General features: G+C 43.5%; 16 protein-coding genes and 1 tRNA gene. 7 read left to right on the top strand and 10 right to left on the bottom strand.

Annotated elements, in window-relative coordinates; all coding sequences use genetic code 11:
- Positions 1-97: 97 nt before the first annotated feature.
- The 6 genes from C3Y98_RS05985 to mqo all read left to right on the top strand — a co-directional run bounded on the left by C3Y98_RS05985 (position 98) and on the right by mqo (position 11,596).
- A complete protein-coding gene (locus C3Y98_RS05985) occupies positions 98-4,081 on the top strand; it encodes an EAL domain-containing protein (protein WP_245234330.1) in 3,984 nt (1,327 codons plus the stop codon).
- 34 nt (positions 4,082-4,115) lie between these two features.
- Entirely contained in the window at positions 4,116-4,952 is an 837-nt protein-coding gene (locus tag C3Y98_RS05990) for a sulfite exporter TauE/SafE family protein (protein ID WP_135277215.1), read from the top strand.
- A 67-nt stretch (positions 4,953-5,019) separates the two neighbouring features.
- Positions 5,020-7,494, top strand: coding sequence for a cyclic nucleotide-binding domain-containing protein (locus C3Y98_RS05995; protein ID WP_135277217.1), 2,475 nt, complete (start codon positions 5,020-5,022; stop codon positions 7,492-7,494).
- Between the two features lie 12 nt (positions 7,495-7,506).
- Complete coding sequence (locus tag C3Y98_RS06000) at positions 7,507-8,337, top strand: hypothetical protein (RefSeq protein ID WP_135277218.1); 831 nt, start codon at positions 7,507-7,509, stop codon at positions 8,335-8,337.
- 88 nt (positions 8,338-8,425) lie between these two features.
- Entirely contained in the window at positions 8,426-10,072 is a 1,647-nt protein-coding gene (locus C3Y98_RS06005; protein ID WP_135277220.1) for a cytochrome c3 family protein, read from the top strand.
- A 42-nt stretch (positions 10,073-10,114) separates the two neighbouring features.
- Positions 10,115-11,596: a malate dehydrogenase (quinone) gene (gene mqo / locus C3Y98_RS06010; protein WP_135277749.1), complete on the top strand. Its 1,482-nt coding sequence runs from the start codon at positions 10,115-10,117 to the stop codon at positions 11,594-11,596.
- 153 nt (positions 11,597-11,749) lie between these two features.
- On the opposite strand, the gene rlmB is transcribed toward mqo, so the two are convergent.
- Positions 11,750-12,502, bottom strand: a complete 753-nt coding sequence (gene rlmB / locus C3Y98_RS06015; RefSeq protein ID WP_135277222.1) for a 23S rRNA (guanosine(2251)-2'-O)-methyltransferase RlmB — start codon at positions 12,500-12,502, stop codon at positions 11,750-11,752.
- On the bottom strand, positions 12,499-14,991 hold the full coding sequence (rnr, locus tag C3Y98_RS06020; protein ID WP_135277224.1) for a ribonuclease R: 2,493 nt from the start codon (positions 14,989-14,991) through the stop codon (positions 12,499-12,501). The genes rlmB and rnr overlap by 4 nt, the downstream gene beginning before the upstream one ends.
- A gap of 65 nt (positions 14,992-15,056) precedes the next feature.
- Here rnr and C3Y98_RS06025 point away from each other — a divergent pair.
- A tRNA-Leu gene (locus tag C3Y98_RS06025) sits at positions 15,057-15,141 on the top strand.
- A gap of 147 nt (positions 15,142-15,288) precedes the next feature.
- Here C3Y98_RS06025 and epsA read toward each other — a convergent pair.
- The 8 genes from epsA to C3Y98_RS06065 form a co-directional block, all read right to left on the bottom strand.
- Complete coding sequence (gene epsA, locus C3Y98_RS06030) at positions 15,289-16,110, bottom strand: XrtB/PEP-CTERM-associated transcriptional regulator EpsA (RefSeq protein WP_167759904.1); 822 nt, start codon at positions 16,108-16,110, stop codon at positions 15,289-15,291.
- 214 nt (positions 16,111-16,324) lie between these two features.
- Positions 16,325-16,867: a hypoxanthine-guanine phosphoribosyltransferase gene (locus C3Y98_RS06035; protein ID WP_135277226.1), complete on the bottom strand. Its 543-nt coding sequence runs from the start codon at positions 16,865-16,867 to the stop codon at positions 16,325-16,327.
- Between the two features lie 139 nt (positions 16,868-17,006).
- Positions 17,007-18,893: a polysaccharide biosynthesis protein gene (locus tag C3Y98_RS06040; RefSeq protein ID WP_135277228.1), complete on the bottom strand. Its 1,887-nt coding sequence runs from the start codon at positions 18,891-18,893 to the stop codon at positions 17,007-17,009.
- A gap of 42 nt (positions 18,894-18,935) precedes the next feature.
- Positions 18,936-19,496: a sugar transferase gene (locus tag C3Y98_RS06045; protein WP_135277230.1), complete on the bottom strand. Its 561-nt coding sequence runs from the start codon at positions 19,494-19,496 to the stop codon at positions 18,936-18,938.
- 126 nt (positions 19,497-19,622) lie between these two features.
- Positions 19,623-20,567: a UDP-glucose 4-epimerase family protein gene (locus C3Y98_RS06050; protein WP_135277232.1), complete on the bottom strand. Its 945-nt coding sequence runs from the start codon at positions 20,565-20,567 to the stop codon at positions 19,623-19,625.
- A complete protein-coding gene (locus tag C3Y98_RS06055; RefSeq protein WP_135277234.1) occupies positions 20,564-21,463 on the bottom strand; it encodes a glycosyltransferase in 900 nt (299 codons plus the stop codon). Before C3Y98_RS06055 ends, C3Y98_RS06050 begins: the two co-directional genes overlap by 4 nt.
- Positions 21,464-21,522: 59 nt before the next feature.
- Complete coding sequence (locus tag C3Y98_RS06060; RefSeq protein ID WP_167759905.1) at positions 21,523-22,539, bottom strand: class I SAM-dependent methyltransferase; 1,017 nt, start codon at positions 22,537-22,539, stop codon at positions 21,523-21,525.
- Positions 22,540-22,551: 12 nt separating this feature from the next.
- A complete protein-coding gene (locus tag C3Y98_RS06065) occupies positions 22,552-24,009 on the bottom strand; it encodes a flippase (protein WP_135277238.1) in 1,458 nt (485 codons plus the stop codon).
- Between the last annotated feature and the right edge of the window lie 60 nt (positions 24,010-24,069).

The following is a 24,069-nucleotide window of genomic DNA, read 5'->3' on the forward strand; positions in this document are numbered from 1 at the left end:
TTAGTTCAAAGCTAGTAAAAAATGCATTACACCTACAACGTGTTTCATGTAAACTTGACCAAGAATAATTAATTGGTAGTTAATCATTTAAATGCAAATGAACGCTAAACCAACTAGCCAGACCTTACACAAAACTATTTTGTGGCTATTGACCGGCACGATAATGTTGGTTGGTTCTCTCATCACCTATCAGCTATGGTCAAACGCCAGAGATGATAATTTACAAAAACTAAGCTCAGCCCTGGAAGACTCCGCAGACGTCACCGTTAGCAATCTTCAAGCACGCTTTAATGCAATCTTGGTCATTATGCGAGGTGTTAAAGGGTTTATTGACGGCTCAGATATAGTCAAGCCGAATGAATTCCATACCTATATAAAATCACTTAATTTAGGCGATAGATTTGGCGTGCGAGGAATCGCACTCGTCGAACTGATAGATAACGCGCGAAAAACTACGCATATTACAGATGTAAAAAACCGCGGCCTCAACAATTATCAAATTAAGCCTGCGGGTGAGCGCCCGTATTACGCACCTATTACCTTAATTGAGCCTTTAGATGCAGCTAATACCAAAGTATTAGGCTTAGATGTACTAACTTTACCTACTGCTTTAAAAGCGCTGGAGCAAGCAAGAGATGCCAACAATGTCCGCATCTCAAAACGCATGACACTTGGCCAGGATGCTGGGGAGAAAAATCAGCATTCATTTGTTATGTACTTGCCAATATATAAAAAACACACAGTCTTAAACAGCTTGGAAGCAAGACGCAATGCCATCATAGGCTGGGTCGATGTTCCCTTTCGCATGAATGATTTAATGAATGGGTTCAAAGGTGAAATTGACTCAGACGTCAGCATTAACATTTTTCAAGGAAGCGAAGCGACTGAAGAGTCGTTTTTATACAAGTCTGCACAGGAGTCAAATGATACTAATTACTCTACTCAAAGAGTGCTGACTCAGGCGGTATCAAGAGTGCTGGATGTGGGTGGCACCAAATGGACACTTCTGTTCCAGACGACACCCGCTTTTGAGGCGCGCATACTGCCCTATGGCAAACCTACACTAGTCGCCTTATTAGGTTCTACACTCACGATTTTATCTGCCTTTTTAGCATGGTTTTTATTAAGCAGCAGGCAACGTGCAGAAAATCGTTATCAAAAACTTTTCGACCAAGCGGGTGATGGTGTTTTAGTGCTCAATCACCAGCACCAATTTATTGCAGTCAATGTCGCTGCAGTCAACATGCTTGGTTATCAACATAGTGCACTGCTCAACATGCGGCTACCCGATGTATTAGTCGGCAACGTGATCGGACACCCAGAATTCACCTCCAACATCATGTCAGACCACCCTACCAAAGGTGAATGGCAATATCGCCGCGGGGATGGCTCTCAATTTGTCGCAGAGGTGAGTTGCAGAAAGTTAGACAAGCATTATTACTTTGCCATCATCAGAGACTTAACTGAACGCAAGCTAGCTGAGAGCCGCATTTCACATCTAACCCAACTGTACCAAGCTCTAAGTGAGGTGAATCAGGCGATTGTACGCATGGGTGATGATAATGAGCTATTCTCGATTGTTTGCCGTTGCTCAGTCAACTTTGGCGGTATGAAAATGGCTTGGGTCGGGCAACTAGACCCAGAGAGCCAGCAAATTTTACCGGTAGCCGTCCATGGTGATGGCATCGAGTATATGGATGGCCTGAATATTTCAGCCAATGGCAATCTCCCTGAGGGGCGAGGCCCGACAGGTACGGCCTTAAGAAATAATCAAATCATGATTATCAACGACTTTCTAACGGATCCCAATACGATACTTTGGCGCGATAAGGCTAAGCGCTTTGGATGGGGTTCATCGGCTTGTTTTCCAATTCAGCGCGACCAAAAACCGTTTGCAGTGCTCAATGTGTATCACGAAAGCGCCAACGCTTTTGACAGTGAAGCCATCGCACTACTGCAAGAAATGGCGAGTGACATTAGTTTTGCACTCGACAACTTTGACAGAGAGCAGAAAAAACAGAAGCTAATGGCAGACCTTGATTACGCTCACAAGCATATTAGTCAGATAGTGAACCTTAGTCCTGCTGTGATTTACACACTAAAACTCAATGCGGCTGGTGTTTTTAGTACTGATTTCATGAGTGAAAACATTTACCAGATGACAGGATACGCCAAAGATGAGTGGTTACAAGATGACTTCTGGCTTAAACATATACACACAGAAGACTTAACCGATGCCTTAGAGTCTCAGAAAACGTTGTTTGAAGCCGGGGTACTCAATCATCAATATCGATTCAAACATGCTAACGGCAGCTATATCTGGATAGAAGACCACTTGATGTTAGCGCGGGATAGCAACGGCAAGCCAGTGGAAATTGTAGGTGCATGGCTTGATATTACCGAGCGGTTATCAGCTGAAGAAAAGTTACGTATCAATGCTAAGGTGTTTGAGTCTAGCCGTGACGGCATTGTCATTACCGACGAAAACAATAAAATTATTTCAGTCAATAATGCATTTACTAAAATCACAGGCTACGAGCCTGAAGAAGCTATTGGCAATAACCCTCGCATGCTCGCTTCAGGCAATTTAGCAGAGTCTTTTTATCGTGCAATGTGGGAAAGCGTTAACATCGTAGGTTATTGGCAGGGGGAAGTCATTAATCATCGTAAAAATGGTGAGGTTTACACACAATGGCTTTCTATCAGCACAATTAAAGATACAGACGGTAAAGTGACGCAGCATATTGGCATCATCACCGATATTTCAGAGCGAAAAATTGCAGAAGAGCGCATACAGTTCTTAAGTAACTTTGACCTACTCACCAACCTGCCCAATAAGAGCTTATTAAACGATAGAGTGACCTTGGCGCTCGCCGCTGCCAAACGCCAGAAGTCGACAGTAACGCTCATGTTTTTGGATCTTGACCGCTTTAAGCTGATTAATGAATCGCTTGGACCAACTATAGGCGACCGAGTAGTCAAAGAGCTTGCAGAGCGCTTGGTGAATTATATGCGCCCTGAAGACACGGTATGCCGCCAAGGTGGCGATGAGTTTATTTTATTGCTACCAAACACAGATGCAGAAGGCGCTGCCCATGTTGCAAAAAAATTACTCGATATTGTTGCTCAGCCTTTTAATTTTAACGGTCAAAAAATTGTACTGACAGCGAGTATCGGGATTGCAGCTTACCCGCAAGATGGGGAAAATTTTGAACAATTATCCCAGTCAGCAGATGCCGCGCTGTATCGTGCAAAATATGAAGGCCGTAATAACTTTCAATTCTTTGCCCTTCAAATGCATGAGCAGGCGCACGACATTTTGTTACTCGAGAGCGAGTTGCGCAATGCAATAGAGCACCAAGAATTTTTACTTTATTACCAACCACAGTACGATAGCAAAACATCTAAGATTGTTGGTTTAGAAGCACTTATACGCTGGCAACATCCAGAGCGAGGCATGGTTTCCCCAGCGCTGTTTATTCCGATTGCAGAAGAAAGTGGTTTAATTACCGAAATTGGCGACTGGGTATTACGTACTGCCGTGAATCAGCTTGCCACTTGGCAAGAAGCTGGCTTAGAAGCTGTACCCGTTGCGGTCAATCTATCTGTAGTACAGTTCCACCAAGACACACTTTACAGCAGCGTTTGCCAGATTCTAAGAGATACTAAAGTTGACCCCAGCATGCTGGAGCTAGAGCTGACTGAAGGTATTGCTATGGAAGACTCAGAACGCACATTGAATGTTCTGAATCAACTCAATAGCCTAGGCGTCAGACTCTCTATCGATGATTTTGGTACGGGTTACTCTTCACTCAGCTATTTGAAAAAATTCAAAATTGATAAACTCAAGATTGATCAATCATTTGTACGCGGCATAGGTAGCCACCCTCAAGATGCAGCCATCATTACTGCGATTATCAGTATGGCAAAAAGCCTGAGTTTTAAAACCATTGCAGAAGGCGTAGAAACACAGGAACAACTTAATTTCTTAATCCAACATGGCTGCGATGAAATCCAAGGATATTATTTCAGCAAGCCCATTCCTAGCACTGAAGTAACTAAACTTCTAGCCAATAAATAATAAAGCTCCTCTCTTTAAAACATACTACACACACATGAATTTTGATCTAATTTTAACTTTTTTGGCACTAGGTGCTTTTGTTGGTTTAGCTGCGGGCCTATTAGGTATTGGCGGCGGCGGCGTGATGGTTCCAATGCTGACAGCTATATTTTTAAGCCAAAACGTACCTGCCGATCAAGTGGTACATTTAGCCTTGGGTACATCCATGGCATGCATTATGGTAACGTCTTTATCCAGCTTACGTGCTCACCATGCTAATGGTGCAGTGGTTTGGCCATTAGTTAAGCTCATGGTGCTAGGGGTGGTATTAGGCACTTTCTCGGCCACATTTATTGCATCGATGATTAGCTCTAAAGTATTAGCCATATTTTTTGCTTGTTTCATGGGCTACGTGGCAATTCAAATGTTCTCAAATTCAAAGTCCACACAACACGTCAACAGCGCTGCGCACCATTCAATCAACAGAATTGAGCTCGTATTAGCGTCTATCGGCATAGGCTCCATCTCTGCCATTGTTTCTATCGGCGGCGGCTCAATTACCGTACCCTACCTTACCTGGCGCAAGGTTGATATCAAAAAAGCCATTGGCACTTCTGCGGCCATTGGTTTTCCGCTGTCAATTGCGGGCAGCGTTGGTTATCTGTTAAGCGGGTGGTCCCATGTAGCACCGATTCCGTTTACTTACGGCTTTATTAATTTACCTGCAGTTTTGGTTATCTCCATCACCAGTTTTTTTACTGCACCCATTGGAGCAAACCTCACGCAAAAGTTGCCGGTTGCTACGCTTAAAAAGATCTTTGCATTACTACTGGCAACATTAAGCCTGAAAATGCTTTGGAACTTACAATTATTGCCCTGTTGCAATTTTTAACGTCAATCCTGCCGCGAGTTTTGGCATATAATCCATATCTTATAATATCGCTTTTGCTAACGTTTTCATGCGCAATCACTTTGACGTCATTATTATCGGTGCGGGTCCCAGCGGCTTATCAGCAGCGGCACGTGCGGCTGAGCAAAAGCTTTCCTATCTGCTATTAGAAGCAACAGAAGCAGCCGCCAATACCATACGTAATTACCAGCGCCGAAAATTAGTCATGGCAGAGCCACGCGGCTTGCCATTACGTAGCCCGTTGCCGTTTGCGGCATCGCTGCGAGAGTCTGTACTCAACTCATGGGAAAGCGTGATTGCCGACTACAAAATCAACATTCGCTACAACTCAAAAGTTGTTGCAATCACCCGTGATTCAGAAAGCAAACGCCCAGAAGCATTAAAAGTTGAACTGGGTGACGGTAGCATATTTACTGCCGACCATGTCATCTTAGCAATTGGCGTACAGGGCAACCTACGCAAACTGGAAATACCCGGTGGCGATTTACCGCAGGTACAGTATCAACTAGATGATCCAGAAGCTTACCAAAATGAAACGATCGTTGTCATTGGTGGTGGTGATACCGGCGTTGAAAATGCACTAGCGCTGACTGGGCGTAATCAAGTGATTGTATTAAACCGTGCTGAAGACTTTAGCAATTGTAAGGAAAGCAACCTTACACAACTAACAGAGGCAAGGCAAAGAGGCGCGCTAGACTGGTTATTAGAAACACGTCCACAATCGATTGAAGCCAATACCAAAGGCGAGTTTCCAGTGACATTGTTTGCGGAAACCCCCAAGGGCATAGAGCGTATTCCATGTCATCGGATTATTGCACGTCTTGGTGCACTCCCCTCTAGACCTTTGCTGGAAAGCTTCGGCGTCGCATTCCCTACCGCCGACTTAGCCGCCCTGCCCGTGCTGACCCCACGTTATGAATCTAACGTGCCTGGCTTATACATTATTGGCGCACTTGCCGGTTACCCATTAATCAAACAGGGCATTAACCAAGGCTATGAAGTCATTGAGCATATTTTGGGCAACCCAGTTGAGGCCGCTGATACAGCACTACTACGCGAAAAATTTGCCAGTTTCTGCTCTGACCGTGGCATTGAAGATGTGCTGGATAAAATTCAGCGCAGTGTGCCTTTATTACGCCTACTTAACTCTTTGCAATTAAGAGAGCTGATTCTAGAAAGTAATATTTTATTGCCTGCAGCTGGCGACATTATCTTTGAACGTAACGATTACAGCACCTCCTTCTTCTTTGTCATCGAAGGTGAGCTGGAAATGTTCATCGATGAAGACGATATAGCAGATGACTCATTCAAAAGCGGTGAGTTTTTTGGTGAAATGGGGCTATTGTCCGGCCGACGCAGAATTGCCACGGTAAGGGCCACAACCCAGAGCGCGCTGATTGAAACGCCACGACGCGTTATATTAAAACTGATCAACTCAGTGCAAGCAATGCGCAGAACGCTGGATGAAGTTGCAATCAAGCGCATCGTACATGCGTGCATTGGCCTTTCATTAAGTGAAGATGACCTCAACGACTTGGCATCACATGCGGTTATTAAACAATATGCAGCAGGTGAAGAGTTATTTCATGAAGGCGATGATGCAGATGGCCTTTACCTAATCCGACGTGGCTCCGTTACCGTTTCGCGCATGATGACTGGCCGCGAGGTGGTTTTATTCTATGTAGCCGCCGGCAATTATGTGGGTGAAATGTCACTGATTTCTGGTGAGCCGCGCTACGCGACGGTGCGAGCCGCCATTGCAACTGAGGCGATTTTAATTGATGTAGGACGCATGCAAGGCATCATCGCGCGCAATCCTGAAGTACGCGCATCATTAGACGCACGTTACTTACAACATCTGCAAGAGCAGGAAAAAAGACAGCAACTAGAAACCTCTTCAGACAGTAGCAGTGGCTTTTCAAATCAATCCGCACAGTCCAGCCTGATCTCCTTCTTGATCCAGCAAGGTGTAGGTGAAGCAACTGACGTTTTATTGATTGACGAATCACTCTGTGTGCGCTGTAACCACTGTGAGCAGGCATGTGCGGACACCCATGGCGGCGCAACAAGGCTAGACCGCGACACCGGCCCTATTTACGCCAACATTCGCGTCCCGACCTCATGCCGTCACTGTGAACACCCTCACTGCATGAAAGACTGCCCGCCAGATGCTATCCATCGTGCGCCGCATGGCGAAGTCTATATCGATGATAGCTGCATTGGCTGTGGTAACTGTCAGCAAAACTGCCCATATGACGTGATTCAAATGGCCGTGATTCAAGATCAGCCAGAACAAAGCTTATGGCAAATGCTATTGGGGATTCAACCTAAACAGGTTGCCTCAACCAACAATACCAAAGTCGCGGTTAAATGTGACATGTGTAAAGACATTGCCGATGGGCCAGTATGCGTGCGTGCATGCCCGGTTGGCGCAGCCTTACGGGTGAACCCTGAGCAGCTTTTAGGTTATGCAAGTAATAATGTCGCGGACGAACACCACATACTAGGGTTTGATGATGCATAGAGGGAATGCTTAATGCAACAAAGCAATATGTTCGACTATAAAAACTATCGCTATTTCAAAATAGCGGTCGTGGTTATCTTAATTGCATTAGCTGCCTTTCTGTTTTTTGAACCCGCGGTTGGTCATTACGGCGGTAGCTGGTTGGGTTATACCTTAGGTACGATATCTGCATGCATGGTGTTATGGATGACATGGTACGGCATCAGAAAAAGGCGCTACCGTGGCACTGGAGCCACTCAAGGCTGGCTATCTGCCCATATTTATCTAGGTACTGCACTCACCTTTATTGTCACCTTGCACAGCGGCTTTAACTTTGGGCTAAATATTCACACCTTAGCCTACGCCCTACTGCTGATCGTGGTGGCCAGCGGTTTCTTTGGTAATTACACCTACATGATTTACCCGCGAAAAATGACAGAAAACATGGGTGAAGACAGCTTGGATGGCCTGCTGTTAAGAATTGCAGAGGCTGATAAGCTGGCACGCAAGATTGCACTGCTGATGCCGGACGAAATTAACAATACCGTACTGCGTGCATGCCGTGAGACCTCCATTGGCCTGAGCTTAATTGATCAACTAAGCGGTTTCCAGCCTAACTGTCCTTCTGCAAAAGCCGTGCAAGAGCTCACGATACTAGGTAAAGACTTAGCAGTAGAGCAACGTAAATTGTACCGCGAGCTATATTCGATTATGGTGCGCCGCGAATCATTAGTTAGACGCGCACGGCAAGACTTGATGTACCGCGCCAGGCTTGGTATCTGGCTATACTTGCATGTGCCGTTTACCGTAGGTTTACTAGTCGCCATGCTCGCACATATCGTTGCAGTATTTGTGTATTGGTAATGGCAAACTTAACACTACCCATCTAAATGCATTTGAAATAACAAAAATAACGCTGGGCAAAGCAAAAGCAGATGAATAGAACCTCTTTATGATTAATTGTTTGTTAATAAAAATCACAACTAACTCGCGCGGGCTACCTGTACGCAATTACCGTACTATCCATGCAACAGAGTTAATGATTGGCCGTGGCGCAGAGTGCACAATTCACCTTGCAGATCCTCGCATTGCCATGCATCACGCTGTGATTAAAGAGTTAGAAGATGGCCATATCTACGTTGTCAGCCTGAACGGTGAAGTTGAGGTTGAGGGTGCGATACTGCAAAACGTCAAGCTCACGCCCGGCAAGCAAATCATGATAGGCCCATACCAGCTCAATGTAGAGCCTGCGCCACCTGATGTTAATTTATCAATATCGCTCACGCTCACGCAGCCGTTACCTGATGACTATCAGGACCTGAAAGCACGCACGCACGACCCATTACCCAACGCATTTAAATTCAAATGGCGTTTATCCATGTGGCTAGCGGCACTGATTGCCTTGACGTTTTTGCTACTGCCGCTCGCGCAAAACTTAATTCCACCATTGCAAACATCGATGTCCACCCTCCCTTTCGGCTTTGACCGCATATGGAGCCCAGGCCGTATTTCAACCGCACATAGACACTTCGGCTCGCAATGCTTTAACTGCCATCAGGCACCGCTCAAAAAAGTATCAGATCAAGCCTGCGTCCACTGCCATCAGGACACTGCCCCTCATATTGCAGACCCAGAACTGCAAAAGCGATCACTAAAAGCTGCACACCGTTTTATTGGCAGCATGCGCTGTGCAGAGTGTCATCAAGAGCATAAGGCACCACACCCACTGGCACGCCAAGATAACAATATGTGCATTAAATGTCATGGCGCCATTAGAACGATAGACCGAGATACCAAACTACCCAATATCCGTGACTTTGAAAAACAGCACCCTGATTTCAAGCTAAGCTTTAAAACCGGGCCAAACGCCAAAGATGTTGTGCGCATTCCACAAGCAGAAAAAGCTAAACTCATCGAGAACTCAGGATTAAAATTCCCGCACAATCAACACGTTGGCAAAGTACAAGGCCCAAACGGGATTTGGGATGTACGTGAGCTTGCCTGCACCAGCTGCCATCAGGCTGAAGGTAAAGAAATGCGCTTTAAAGCGCTCTCTTACAAAAACAACTGTAGCACTTGCCATACCAGTGAGCTGCAAATTGGGCCTAAAGACAACAAACTGACACTACCACACGGTGATGAGCAGAATATGTTCAATTCCCTCAAGCTATACGCGCCAAAAGAGTTTGACCGCTATTCAGATCAGCTAAAAAATAATGGCTGCGCATATTGCCATGCAATTCAAGATGCCCAGCCAGGCGACAAAACACCTTGGCAGACGATACCTTTACGCCTTAACAATGACTGGCTCAGTAAGGCTCAGTTTAACCATGCGGCACACAGAACACAGGAATGTACCAGCTGTCACAAAGTAGCGGAATCAATCAGCAGTGCAGATGTGGCTATCCCTGACCGTCAGTCATGCTTACTCTGTCACTCGGGCAACACACAAAAGCACAAGCGCATTGCAAGTAGCTGCATGTCATGCCATACCTTCCATAATGCACACCAAGGTTATGACTTAATTACCGGCGCCAAGGTTGACTCCAAAGACATTGACCTCTTGAACGCATTGCCTAACGGCGCCAAGCAGCCGTAGGGATTGATACAAAAAATTTAAACTTATTACTCTTAAATAATGATGACTGTAGATAAAGTAGATGTACTTCTGGTAGGTGGCGGCGTGATGAGTGCCACTTTAGCCACATTACTCAATGAACTAGCCCCATTAATGCACATGACCATGGTAGAGCGCTTACCATCGATTGCGACTGAAAGTACTGATGCATGGAACAACGCTGGTACAGGCCATGCCGGTTATTGCGAGTTAAACTACACACCTACAGATGATGCTGGCAATATCAGCATTAATCGCGCACTGGCCATCAATGCCTCTTTTGAAGTCTCATTGCAGCTATGGGCAAGCTTAGTAGAAAAAAACGCACTGCCAGCGCCAGCCAAATTTATTAATAAAACACCTCACCTCAGTTTTGTCTGGGGTGAAGAAAATGTAGCGTTCTTACGCAAACGCCACCGCCTGCTGCAGGAGCATCCATTATTTAAGGATATGGAGTTCAGTGATGACACTACAAAGCTCACCGAGTGGATGCCACTGATGATGCAACAGCGTACGGACAATGAAAAAGTCGCAGCAACACGCGTCAGCTATGGCTCAGATATTGATTTTGGCTCACTCACACGTGAACTGGTTAAACACTTACAGCAAACACCCAGCTTCCAATTAAATGTCAGCACCGAAGTCACAGGGCTTAAACAGTTAGATAACGGTCGTTGGCTGGTCAATATCAAAGACCTCACTACCAAGAAACAAAAAAAAATTGAAGCTGGCTTTGTGTTCCTAGGTGCTGGCGGTGGCGCATTAAAGCTACTGCAAAAGTCAGGCATCCCTGAAAGCCAAGGCTACGGCGGTTTTCCAGTAAGTGGTCAATGGCTAGTATGCAACAACCCTGACATCATTAAGCAACATAACAGTAAGGTATATGGCAAAGCTGCAATTGGTGCGCCACCGATGTCGGTACCACATTTAGACACGCGCATTATCAACGGTAAACCAGCGTTGCTATTTGGGCCATATGCAGGGTTTACCACCAAGTTTTTGAAAAAAGGCTCCTATCTAGACTTATTCAAGTCTGTTAAGCCTAATAATTTAAAATCTTTACTAGGCGCAGGCCGTCACAATATGGATTTAACGCGCTATTTGATTGGCGAAGCCCTACAAAAGCATTCATCGCGCGTGACTACCCTGCGTGAGTTTTACCCGCTAGCCGCTGATGCAGATTGGCACCTTGAAAGCGCGGGGAAGCGTGTACAAATTATCAAGCAGTGTGATGAAAAAGGCGGGAAACTGGAGTTCGGTACAGAAATAGTTGCCGCAAAAGATGGTAGCATTGCCGGCTTATTGGGTGCCTCACCCGGCGCCTCGGTTTCGGTACAGGCAATGATTAATGTCATTGAACGCTGCTTCTCAGACAAAATTAAAACTGAGCAATGGCGTAGCCGAATTAAAGCATTAATTCCCAGCTACGGTGAGTCATTAATTGATGATAGCCAGCTCTTAGCGCAAGTGCGTAACCGTACCTTACAAGTACTCAATTTGCGCTAATTTAAGCGCTAACTTAAGATTCTTTTCGAAGAGGCTTTTTCAAAAACTTCTTGTAAAAAGCGCTTACTCAAAAACACCCATACAAAAGTACAACAGGGCTGTGATTACTCAATCACAGCCCTGTTAATTGCTATACAAGGTTTATCGTCGGTACTAGACAGCTAAACTTCTTTGGCGCCTTACTTCATACAAGCAAATACCGCTCGCCACACTTACGTTCAAGCTCTGTACAGAGCCAAACATTGGGATCGTCATCAATGCGTCACAAGTTTCTGCAGTCAAGCGGCGCATACCGTCGCCTTCTGCACCTAATACAACAGCAATTGGACCACTCAGCTTAGTATTTAATAAAGTGCTTGGTGCATCCATCGTAGTGCCAACGACAAAAACACCAGCCTCTTTTAGCTCACGAATTGTTCTGGCTAAATTGGTTACCGCAATAAAAGGCACTGTTTCAGCTGCACCACAGGCCACCTTACGCACGGTAGCATTAAGGCCTGCTGCTCTATCCTTAGGCGCAATCACTGCGTGCACACCCATAGCGTCAGCTACACGTAAACAAGCGCCCAAATTATGCGGGTCTTCTACACCATCTAAAATCAAAAAGAATGCTGGTTCAGATAAGTCTGACTCTAAAATATCATGAATATCTTTGTATGGAATTGGCGTATCTACCACACGCGCAATCACACCTTGGTGGCGGCCGTTCATCCCTGCCATGCCATCCAGACGGCTACGTTCAACCTGCATTGTGCGTACGCCTGATGACTCTGCCATGCTAAGCAAATCTTTCATCCGTGCGTCAACGCGATCTCGGTCAATTAAAATCTCTTGTACGCTAGCACTGTGCTGGCGCAATCGGCTTAATACTGCATGAAAGCCAAATAAAATACGGGCGTCACTCATTTTTTTACCTTACGTTTTGTGGTTGCTTTACTTGCCACTTTTTTGGGTTTACTGGTTTTAGTTTTATTTTTTGGTTTAGGTGAGGCTTTAGATGTACTCACAGGTTTATCCGAAAAACCTGTTTTAGGGCCACGCTTAGGCTTTTTACCAAACGAGTCACCAAACTTCACATTGTCTGCTTTTGGGCTTTGCGCACCTGCCCCTTCAAATTTAGGAGTGGATTTTACAGCAGATTGCGTGCGAGCACTTGATTTATTCGTGCCATCTTTAACTTTTGAAACTACGTTAGATTCATCACCTAATTCACTGTTTTTATTTACTAAAGTAAAATCTATCTTCGTAGTTTCTAAATCAACGCGTACAACCTTAATAGTTAAGCGATCACCTAGGCGATAACGCACGCCAGTACGTTCACCAGCCATCTCGTGTCGTGCTTTGTCATAGATAAAGTAATCATTACCTAACTCTGTCACATGTAGCAAACCTTCAACGTACACACCATCTAATGCCACAAATAAACCAAAGCTAGTTACGCCGGCAACGGTGCCTTCAAACACTTCACCAATCTTGTCTTGCATATAAAAACACTTCAGCCAATTGGTCACATCGCGTGTCGCATCGTCTGCACGGCGCTCAGTCATGGAGCATTGCTCGCCTAAGCTATTCCAATCGCTCGCTTTGTAGCGCTCCCCATTCAGCACTGCCTTAATTGCACGATGAATCAATAAATCCGGGTAACGGCGAATCGGCGAAGTAAAGTGCGCATAAGCTTCATAAGCTAAACCAAAATGTCCTACATTATCGGGGCTATACACAGCCTGCTGCATTGAGCGTAACAGCACTGTTTGCAATAGCTGAGCATCTGGGCGATCTTTAATTCGTGCTAACAGCTTGCCGTAGTCTTTAGCGTGCGGCGAGTCACCGCCACCTACGCCAAAACCAAACTCACCCATAAACGTGCGTAAAAGCTCTAGTTTTTCAGGGGTTGGGCCTTCGTGTATACGGTACAACGCTGGATGCTCATGTTTTTTAAGAAACTCAGCAGCACAGACGTTTGCCGCAAGCATGCACTCTTCAATCAGTTTATGCGCTTCATTACGTGTGCTTGGCTCAATGCGCTCAATTTTACCTTGATCATTAAAGATCATAATGGTTTCAGAGGACTCAAACTCAATCGCACCACGCTTTTCGCGCTGCGCTTGTGATAACTGATACACGCTATACAAATGCTGCAAATGTGGCACTAGCCAAGCATATTCTTGTGCCAACTCCCCTTCTGGGTTTTGCAGTATTTCAAATACTTGGTTGTAGGTCATGCGTGCTTTTGAACGCATGACAGACGGGTAAAATTTATACTGCTTAACGATGCCGGCACCATCTAATTGCATATCGCAAATCATGCATAAACGCTCTACATCAGGGTTAAGTGAGCATAGGCCGTTAGACAAAGCCTCAGGCAGCATTGGAATCACACGGCGCGGGAAGTAAACAGAGTTACCTCGCTCTAAAGCACCTTTGTCTAATGCATCATGCGGCTTTACATAGAAACTTACGTCTGCAATCGCCACCACTAAACGCCAGCCTTTACCTTGTGGCTCCGCATAAACCGCATCATCGAAGTCACGCGCAGTTTCACCATCAATGGTAATCAATGGCATTTCACGGCAATCAATGCGGCCCTTATAGTCGTCCGGCTGTACTAGTTTAGGATAAGACTCTGCCAGACTTATCGCCTCTGCAGTAAACTGATGCGGCAGATTGTGCTTGCGTAAAGCAATTTCAATCTCCATGCCGCTATCGGCATAGTTACCTAAAATCTCAACCACTTTACCCATAGGCTGCGCATGCGGTGAAGGCTGCTCCGTAAGCTCTACCATGACTACTTGGCCAGGCTTGGCCTGCATATCTAAATGATACGGAATAAGAATATCCAAGTTAATGCGCTTATCTTCCGCAGCTACAATGGTCACACCAGCCGTGCGAATTACGCGCCCAACCAAGCGTTGTGTTCTGCGTTCCAGAACCTCTACAATTTTGCCTTCAGGACGACCTCTTCTATCCAAGCCACTCATGCGGACCATGGCACGGTCACCGTGCATGACTTGTGACATTTCTTTCGGGCTTAAAAACAAATCCTCGCTCTTGGTTTTATCATCTGGAATCAGAAAACCGAAACCATCAGGGTGACCTTGGATAACACCGGCAATTAAATCCAGTTTATCTGCGATACAAAGCGCACCTTTTCTATTTTTAATAATCTGACCTTCGCGTTCCATCGCATTTAGTCGTCTATTAAAAACTTCGCGCTCAGCATCACTGATGTCTAGCAACAAGTATAGTTGCTCTACGCTTAATGGCACACCTTGGTCGCTCATGGTGCTAAGAATCAGTTCACGGCTAGGGAGAGGAGTTTCGTAGCGGCTGGCCTCACGCGCTGCATGAGGGTCATTACTTCTTTTACTTTTGTGAGTATTTTTATGGTTTGTCATTGACAAAGCTTACCTTTAATATAAAATTCAACGCCTTGATTTGCTAAGTATTTATAGTAGCAAATGCCCAGATGGCGGAATTGGTAGACGCGCTAGTTTCAGGTACTAGTATCGAAAGATGTGGAGATTCGAGTTCTCTTCTGGGCACCATCGTATTTATCCGATTACAAGCCGCTGTTGGGCTTTTAATCTAACTATTACAATCATGCCATATTGTAACGCTAACAATGATGATTAGGGGCGTGAAATCATTAAAGCATCAAAAGATTCAATCAATCACGCCCATGTTATAGGCTTCTAGTTGTAAACCGAATGCGCACCCTGTTGCACTTGAAGCTGCTTCAGTTTAGTTGAAGGCACATTTGCCAACAAAGCCACCGCCTGAGCCCTGCGTCCAATATTTAATTTCTGGAAAATTCTTTTCAGATGGCTTTTCACTGTATTTTGGCTAATACTCAATATCATGCCAATTTCCTGATTGGTTTTACCAGCTTTAATCCAGCTAATCACCTCAATCTCGCGCTCACTCAAACTTGACAAGTTTACGCCATCGGCCACTGCCAGCACGTCCAACTGCTCAAGTGGTTTAATTTTACGCAAAATATAATCTATATGCGGCATGATAAAATCCATCATTTGCACATTGATTTCTAGCTTATATTCTTTACTAAAGAATACATATAAACACTCCTCGCCGCTTCTTTGGTTATTTACGCCATAAACAAGGAGTGAGTTTATCTCAAGCAACTGGTCAGGAAATACTGTTTTGATTTTCTGAAAGATTACGTTTTGACTCACCGCATTGATGAGAAAACAATCACAGCCAGATGCAATCCAATATGTGTATAAATCACCTAAAAACTCACTTACACGATCTGAAGCATCAATAATGGCTGGGGTTCTTAGATCTTTTAGGTTAGAGGCCGCATCATAATGTAACTGGCCATCCTGCTGTTGTCTAAGGTCACCCCAGGCAGTAAGCAGCATGTCATGTGGAATTAGCTCAGCCACGCTATTTTGTAACCACACAAAATAATCCAAGTGAGTCTTAATCTGATGCGAACGCTGAATAACAGCCGTCGCTACGTTTACATATTGATTGATTGATTCTTTTTTCATGATTTGGCACCTATTCATGGGCATTTTGCTCATGTTAATAAGATTGCAAATTAGATGCCAAGAATCAAACCATTAAAAATCAATAAGTTACAAAGAAAATATCTTTAAAAGCAGTAAGTGTTGTTATGATGCCAACTCTAGTGTCAAAATCACAACACATTTAGCGCAAAAAGGGTGAATGCGGGTGAATGAAAGCAACGTCTAAAATATGACACTAGGTTTGCAATGCATAAATTGCCGGTAAATTACGCCACCAACCATAAACATCCATGCCATAGCCAAAAACATATTCGTTTGGCACCTCAAGGCCTACAAAATCCGCCTTTATCGGCTTTACATGATCAAGTTTTTTCTCAATCAGCACGGCGGTAAGCACGCGGGCAGCTCCCAGCATCAAACATTTATCTTGAATCGCCTTTAATGTGATGCCTTCGTCGAGAATATCGTCTAACAAAAGTACAGTACGGCCAGACAAGTCCAACTTAGGTAGCGCTTTCCATTCCAGCATTTTTCCCACCGTTTTATTTTGATATCTGCTGGCATGCACGTAATCAAGCTCAAGTGGAAAGCTCAGTTGGGTGAGTAACTGCCCAGAAAACACCACGCCACCACCCATGACACAAATCACTACAGGGCTTGTGGCTGCCAATGTGTTAGTAATTTCATTCGCCATCGTGGCAATTGCAGCTTCCACAACTTCTTTTGTGTGAATGATGTTTGATTGCGCTAAGAGCTGCTGGGGATGCAATGTTTCCAATTGTCGATTAACCCGTAAAAATTACAATAAAAGAAAAGACTAAAAGCCGTAAATATGCTTCATACCGCTCAACATTCAAGCAAGCATTGAGTGTGCTTCAGTGTATTAAGATGCAGCGTAAGTCATCTTACTCACAGTGTTAATGCACAGTGATATGCTGTGCGGATGTAGGTATATGTGCATCAACGCTACTGGACACTTGCGGGCTATACTCTTCTACCCAGCCAGATAACTCAAGCTTCATTTGAGCCTCATGACTACCATGCAAGCCTTCAATCCACACCAGCAAATTACTTACCCAGCTCAAATTAGCAGTTCTGGCTTGTGCAATTCGTAATTTTTCATGTGGCGTTGGCATGGTATGCTCATCATCGGCTAGTAATTCCTCATACAGTTTCTCACCTGGCCGCAACCCAACATACTCGATTTTAATCTCATCGGCACTAAATCCAGATAACCTAATCATATCCAACGCTAAATCTGCAATCTTAACTGGCTCACCCATATCTAATACAAAAATCTCCCCACCTTTACCCATCAATCCGGCCTGCATCACTAACTGCGCGGCCTCTGGGATCGACATGAAATAACGGGTAATTTCCGGATGCGTAATTGTGATTGGGCCACCCTTAGCAATCTGTTCCCGAAACTTAGGAATCACACTACCACTGCTGCCTAATACGTTACCAAAACGCACGATCACAAAGCGCGTGCCCTTATCCCCTTGCAAACCCTGACACACCATTTCAGCCAAACGCTTACTTGCGCCCATCACGTTGGTTGGGTTCACCGCTTTATCGGTAGAAATTAAAACAAACTTAGCAACACCATTGTCTTTACAAGCTTTGGCAATCGTATGTGTGCCAATTACGTTGTTAGACAAGGCCTCCCAAACATTACCATTTTCCATCATCGGCACATGCTTATAGGCCGCAGCATGGAACACAACCGATGGCTGATACTGCGCTAATATGTGGTTCATTTGAACGCTATTTTTAACATCAGTAGTTAGGTAAATCAATCTGGTGGGTAAACGTAATGGACTCAACTCCTGTTCTAGCTGATAGAGTGAGAATTCAGAAATATCGATACAAACCAATACATTAGGTTGATACTTTACAATCTGGCGGCACAGTTCAGAGCCAATAGAACCACCAGCGCCACTCACCATGACAACCTTTTGATCAATCAGCATCTGCAAGCCTGAGCTATCAAGTTTCACGGCATCACGACCAAGCAAATCTTCCACGTCTACCTTGCGAATTTGCGAAACACTGACCTTACCGCTCATCAAATCATCAATCGCGGGAACTGTCATCACCTCCAGTTCAAGTGCATTTGCCAGCTCAATGGCCTCTCTACGCTTTTGGTGATGCACTGATGGCATTGCAACAATGACATACTTAACGCTTAAATACCTGCTTACTGATGCTAGCTGCGCTATTGTGCCTCTAACTTTTACACCAAATATTTCACGGCCTTGCATGGTTAAATCATCATCTAACAACGCCACAACTCTCCATTGCGTGCTACGAGCCAAGTCTTTTACCAATGCGATGGCAGCCTCACCGGCACCTAACACAATCACGGGCTCTCCTTGCTTTAGAGTCATACCATACAGCAAATGCTCTTTCCAAGCGCGGTAAGCAAAGCGGCTTCCGCCCATGAACAATATTAATAATAGTGGATCTAGCACTAACACCGAACGCGGGATCACAACATCGGTTTTGAGCATAAAAAAGAATGCGGCCAACAGCACAGCGGCAGAGCTTACTGCTAAGAAGATACGCTTTAAGTCAGCAACACTGGCAAAGCGCCAAACACCACGATACAAGCCAAAGCCAATAAAAACGCCAACTTGCAACACAACCACCCACCCTAGAGTGAGCAACATTTCCGATGCAAAATCAGCAGGAACTGAAAAATTAAAGCGCAACAAATAAGCAACAACCCATGCGAATGCGGCTGCCACAATATCGTGAAATATCGCTAAAATAGTACGCGGATTTGTCATTGATTTTTTCATTGATTAATTAATGTAACGCACACTTCCATGTGCCCTGCCATTCTAATGCTGAATGCCATCTCTTCTTAAAACTTTTACAAAAGTTAAAACAATAATTTTCAGATCAAACCACAATGATTGCCTCTGCATATAAACCACATCTAAATTCACTTTATCAGGAATCGGCAATTCATCCCGTCCGTTTATTTGTGCCCAACCAGTTAAGCCTGGTACTAGTGCATCCACACCATGCTGAGTACGTAAAGCGATTAAATCCTCTTGATTAAACAATGCAGGACGTGGCCCCACAAAGCTCATATCCCCTTTCATAATACTCAGTAGTTGTGGTAACTCATCCAAACTAGATTTTCTTAAAAAAGAACCAATTGGGGTCAAAAACTGCTGGGGATTGTTAAGTAAGTGTGTAGCAACCGCTGGTGTATCAACCCTCATAGAGCGAAACTTAGGCATTTTAAAAATAACATTGTGGCGCCCTACCCGATCAGACCAATATAAAGCAGGGCCTTTTGAAGTAGCTCGCACCATTACCCAAACAACAAAAAATGGTAAAGACAAAATCAATGCTGCGATTAACGCTAAACATAAATCAAATAAACGTTTCATTATTCATCAGTCAAATCGTTACGACAATATAAATCAGAGATTTCATGCCAACTTATAGCATAAACACCTCACATATCCTCAAGTTAAGCTTTTTAATAAGGCAAGGAGCACTAAACTACGAAGATTCTAGTTCTGTAAAGCTAAGGCGACCTCTTTAAGACCATCCTCTACAGTAAACTGTGGCTCCCAGCCAAGCAAATGACGGGTTTTAGTAATATCTACCTGTAAATTACCGCATAATCGTTGCACTAAGTCTCTTTTACCAAGCACTTTTGCAGCAAGCTCTAAAAAGCACTGCGGTAATGGCAACAGCCTAGCCTTCACACCCAACGATTGCGCACATGCCTTTAATAGCTCCGTTGTGGAAAGATCATACCCATCAGAAACTAAAAAAACTTGATTTGCAGCTGATGGGTGATCAATACACTTTAAAATCAAACTAATCAAGTTACCAACATATACAAAGCTGCGCTTGTTATTAATCGCACCAAAAGGCAATGGAACACCGCGTCTAACAGCGCTCATCATACTGGCAAAGTTTGCTTTCACACCCTTACCATAGATCAAGGGCGGTCTGATAATCACCACCTCCAGCCCTGTTTCTTCAGCCAGCTTTAAAAGTCCCTGTTCGGCCTCACATTTTGAAATGCCATAAGCATCCTGCGGACTAGGTACATCTGATGCTGTAAAGGGTTTATTAACTTGCGTAAACTCACCATTTACTTTGATAGAACTTACAAAAATAAAGCGTTTAACACCGGCTTTAATTGCCTGACGCGCTAAGTTAAGCGTGCCATCCACATTTACTCTACGAAACTCAGCTAACGGATCCGATGCCTGATCATTCATCACATGTACGCGCGCAGCAAGATGAACCACTACATCAATTGCACCAAGTGCTGCCGACCAGTCAGTGGCATCAGTTATATCACCAACTGTAACCATCTTAATATTTGTATAGAGACCACCTTGACTGCGCAAGGCGCCGACTACATCATACCGTCTCTCTAGTAAATCACTGATAAGCAATTTACCTACAAAACCATTTGCCCCTGTTACAAGAATACTCATCGCTTTAAAGGCAATATTAAAAATAAAGCCAAAGCAACTCTATCACGCAAGCGCCTGCGTAGTTTAGTTACATTCAAAATTAACCAAAGCCTATCTGCCAAATTGTATCGTACAAGTTTTTGTATAGGTAAGGCATTGCTATAGCCTAAAATATTAGCGATTAATAAAGCCTGCTCGACCAACCAACCATCACGCAACTTTTTCCAACGTGCTAATTTGGCTTTTAATCCCACATTAGCGCCAACCACATTTTCAGCATGCTGACGGTATAACATATGTGGCCTAGGGTCTATAAACCATTTATATCCGCTAGACCTAGCATAGGCATAAATAAACCAGTCATGTAGTGCGACTAGCTGGCATTTTTCTTCATTCTCAATTAAAAAACTTTGTAACTCTAAGGCAAGTTTTTTAGTTAACACAAAAGTACAGCCAGGCCCTGCAGACTCAAACATATAATCATACTGCTGTTGTGGCTGGGCCTTATTGATTAGTTTTTGTTTGCCATTCGGCCAAAATGCCAAAACACTGCTGGAATAAGCAGCTATATTATTTTTTACAATCACTTGAATTGCACTGCCTAGTTTATCTTCCTGCCAAACATCATCCTGGTCAGAAAGTGCAACATAATCGATATACGTCAAATCTGTATCACGCAATAACCTAAAAAAATTAGCTGAGGCACTGCCATTCTTTTTCGTGGGAAGCAAGACTAGGTCAACCTTAATGCCAGCATAGTTATTCAACAGTTGTTGAGTGCCATCCGTAGACCCATCATCAGAAACATTGACTACAACATCAACACCACTCTGATTTAGTATGCTGTCAATCTGGCTTGCCACCCAATCACCACCATTAAAAGTAGCTAATAAAACTTTGACATTAGATTTCATCATTACTTGAATAGTAGTTAAATTAACAAAAAATTTAGAATGAAACACTCACTAATGACCATCTACTTATACGCAACCAGAATCAACTCTTCCCCAGATAGAGGAGAAAAACGCTGGGCAACATTCAAATAAAAGCCAGCGAGGTAGGAAAGGTAGCGAGAAGTACGGCTATGTGAACCTATGTTGCCATCATAGTTCTTCAATTTACTACTCATCAACCAAATAAAAATAGCACTATAATTCTTTGAGATTACTTTAACATCTTGAAATCCAGCTGTTTTTGCAATACTAGCAAGCGAATTACTTTTAAAAAGATATAAATGCCTAGGGGGCTCAAGCCCACGCCAGTTTTCTTTAAACTTCTGGTGTAATTTTGAGCCTGCATTAGGCGTTATTGCAACAAGAAAACCTCCTGGCTTAATAACCCGAGCGCTCTCTTTCAACAAAGCAAAGGGATCAGAAACGTGTTCAATAACATTATTAGAAAATACAACATCAAAGCTACTGTCACTAAAGTTCTGAGCAAAGATATCACCTTTGTGAACCAATAGCCCTTTACTAGCTGCAACATTAACAGCATTGTCATCAAAGTCTAAACCCTCTGCCTGCCATCCCCATTTTGTTAATATATCTAAAGTATCACCATTACCGCATCCCAATTCCAACAACTTACCCTTAGGCAACCCTTTTAAGTACACAAAAGGATAATCCATATAATCTTTGAAAACATTTAACTTAGAAAGTAGTCGACCAAGAAATCTATAATACGAATTCGTTTGATCGTATAAAAAATCATAAATTGCCGCCTGATAGCCTAAGACTACCCTTGAAAAAAAACTACGTTCCTCATTGGGTCTATCGGTATGCGTATAGTAACTCTCATATATCTTATATAGATCCTCAGAAACCGGCATAGGATCTAGCCACAACAAGCCACACTCAATGTTATTGCATTGTTTGATATTCCACTCACCCTTAGTGCCAAACAAACGATCATTCAGGGATTTATATAAGAAAAACCCTTCCGACCCACAACAAATACAATTACTTTTAGTTTTTGTCTTAATTTCATTTTTCATTTTCATACTCATTTACAAGCGCTTAAGCTCTTTTATCGACAAGCCGTCTTTAACTAATCTTTTCCAAACAATAAAACCATATATGAGTCCAGTGATTATTATTAAAGAAAATCTGAATATATAATTTTCAACCAATATGGGTAGCAATATTGGTATAAGCCCGACACTAAGCGCCAACATTGGCATTTTAATTCTTGCATAATTAAGAGTATTCAGCTTGCCTACGGCATAAGCCATACCGACTGCATCAACAGTAACTCGCAGGAACCAAGCAAGAGCTGCACCTTGTAATCCAAAAAGTTTCAACGCTACCCATAAAAAAATCCAATATGGCACTAATTCTGCAAGATGTAGCTTTGCCGTCCAATCCGCTCTACCTGCACCTTGGATTTTTGCAAAAAGAATTTGAGTAACAGCGTTAACTAGCACACCAGCGGACAGCCATCTCACTAAGTTTGAACCATTTAAAGAGAATTCAGTGCCAAGCCACAATGAAAGCCATTCATTTGAAAAGATGGAAATTATCAAAACAGCTGGGTATAAAAGAATTAATACGTAAACAATACCTTTATTGAGGATGTTTGCAGCAACACTAGGATTAACCTCCCATTCTTTAGCAAATATTGGAAATAAAACTCCAGTAAATGATGCTGGTATCAGCCACAACTTAGTCACTACTTCATATGGTGCTACATAATAACTTACTGCAGATGCTCCTAATAATGCTGCTATTAAAAAACGATCTAAATAAACCATTAACGGGCCAATGACATTACTTACAGACATCCATCCACCAAAAGCTAATAACTGTCTTAACCATTTATAATTAAATTTGGAAGATTTATTTTTCAAGAAATTAGAATTTCTAACCACGTATAAATGTAACAACCAACCAACCAATCTAACCAACACCAATGCCAATGCGGCGTACTCCAAGGAAGAACTATAAAAAGTAGCGATGTACGGACCTAAGAATGTCCCCATTCCTAGAACCAAGCGTATTAAGCTCGCCTGCTTAAAAAGATGCAATGCTTCCATCACACCACGCAACGCTGCCGTATGCACAACGAATGGAATGGAGACTGAGACAATTGTAAATAAAGTAATCGTCTCTTGTTTGATTACCGAAGCATCAGAAAGAATTTTATTGACTAGCCATGGGGCAATGACCCATAAAGCCGCCCCCCCTAATACTCCCAAACACCACATAATACGAAATGCAGTAAACGTTATTTCAACAGTTTCAGTTTCATCTAATTTTTTTGCTACCCTATCAGAAATCACTTGAGTTAATGCTCGCGACAACCCCATATCAAAAAGACTAAAATAACCAACTAAAGCCCATGAAATAGCTAGAATACCAAAACGCTCAGTACCATATGCATGCACAATCAGAGGAAAGATAAATACGCCAACTAGGAGTGGTAGAACACCACTTAAAAAACTCCAAAGTATATTTTTCTTGATCATGAGTTAATACTAACAATTATTAGGGCGTCTGTAGTTGAAGTCATTGATTTAATCTTAGAT

Origin of the sequence: Methylotenera oryzisoli, assembly GCF_004661485.1 — a bacterium.
Lineage (GTDB): Bacteria > Pseudomonadota > Gammaproteobacteria > Burkholderiales > Methylophilaceae > Methylotenera > Methylotenera oryzisoli.

Coding starts and splice junctions, on each gene's coding strand:
- C3Y98_RS06060 (WP_167759905.1), bottom strand. CDS start 22,539: ATGAAAAATGAAATTAAGACAAAAACTAAAAGTAATTGTATTTGTTGT.
- rnr (WP_135277224.1), bottom strand. CDS start 14,991: ATGACAAACCATAAAAATACTCACAAAAGTAAAAGAAGTAATGACCCT.
- C3Y98_RS05985 (WP_245234330.1), top strand. CDS start 98: ATGAACGCTAAACCAACTAGCCAGACCTTACACAAAACTATTTTGTGG.
- rlmB (WP_135277222.1), bottom strand. CDS start 12,502: ATGAGTGACGCCCGTATTTTATTTGGCTTTCATGCAGTATTAAGCCGA.
- C3Y98_RS06050 (WP_135277232.1), bottom strand. CDS start 20,567: ATGAGTATTCTTGTAACAGGGGCAAATGGTTTTGTAGGTAAATTGCTT.
- mqo (WP_135277749.1), top strand. CDS start 10,115: ATGACTGTAGATAAAGTAGATGTACTTCTGGTAGGTGGCGGCGTGATG.
- C3Y98_RS06005 (WP_135277220.1), top strand. CDS start 8,426: ATGATTAATTGTTTGTTAATAAAAATCACAACTAACTCGCGCGGGCTA.
- C3Y98_RS06000 (WP_135277218.1), top strand. CDS start 7,507: ATGCAACAAAGCAATATGTTCGACTATAAAAACTATCGCTATTTCAAA.
- epsA (WP_167759904.1), bottom strand. CDS start 16,110: ATGAAAAAAGAATCAATCAATCAATATGTAAACGTAGCGACGGCTGTT.
- C3Y98_RS06040 (WP_135277228.1), bottom strand. CDS start 18,893: ATGAAAAAATCAATGACAAATCCGCGTACTATTTTAGCGATATTTCAC.
- C3Y98_RS05995 (WP_135277217.1), top strand. CDS start 5,020: ATGCGCAATCACTTTGACGTCATTATTATCGGTGCGGGTCCCAGCGGC.
- C3Y98_RS06055 (WP_135277234.1), bottom strand. CDS start 21,463: ATGATGAAATCTAATGTCAAAGTTTTATTAGCTACTTTTAATGGTGGT.
- C3Y98_RS05990 (WP_135277215.1), top strand. CDS start 4,116: ATGAATTTTGATCTAATTTTAACTTTTTTGGCACTAGGTGCTTTTGTT.
- C3Y98_RS06065 (WP_135277238.1), bottom strand. CDS start 24,009: ATGATCAAGAAAAATATACTTTGGAGTTTTTTAAGTGGTGTTCTACCA.
- C3Y98_RS06045 (WP_135277230.1), bottom strand. CDS start 19,496: ATGAAACGTTTATTTGATTTATGTTTAGCGTTAATCGCAGCATTGATT.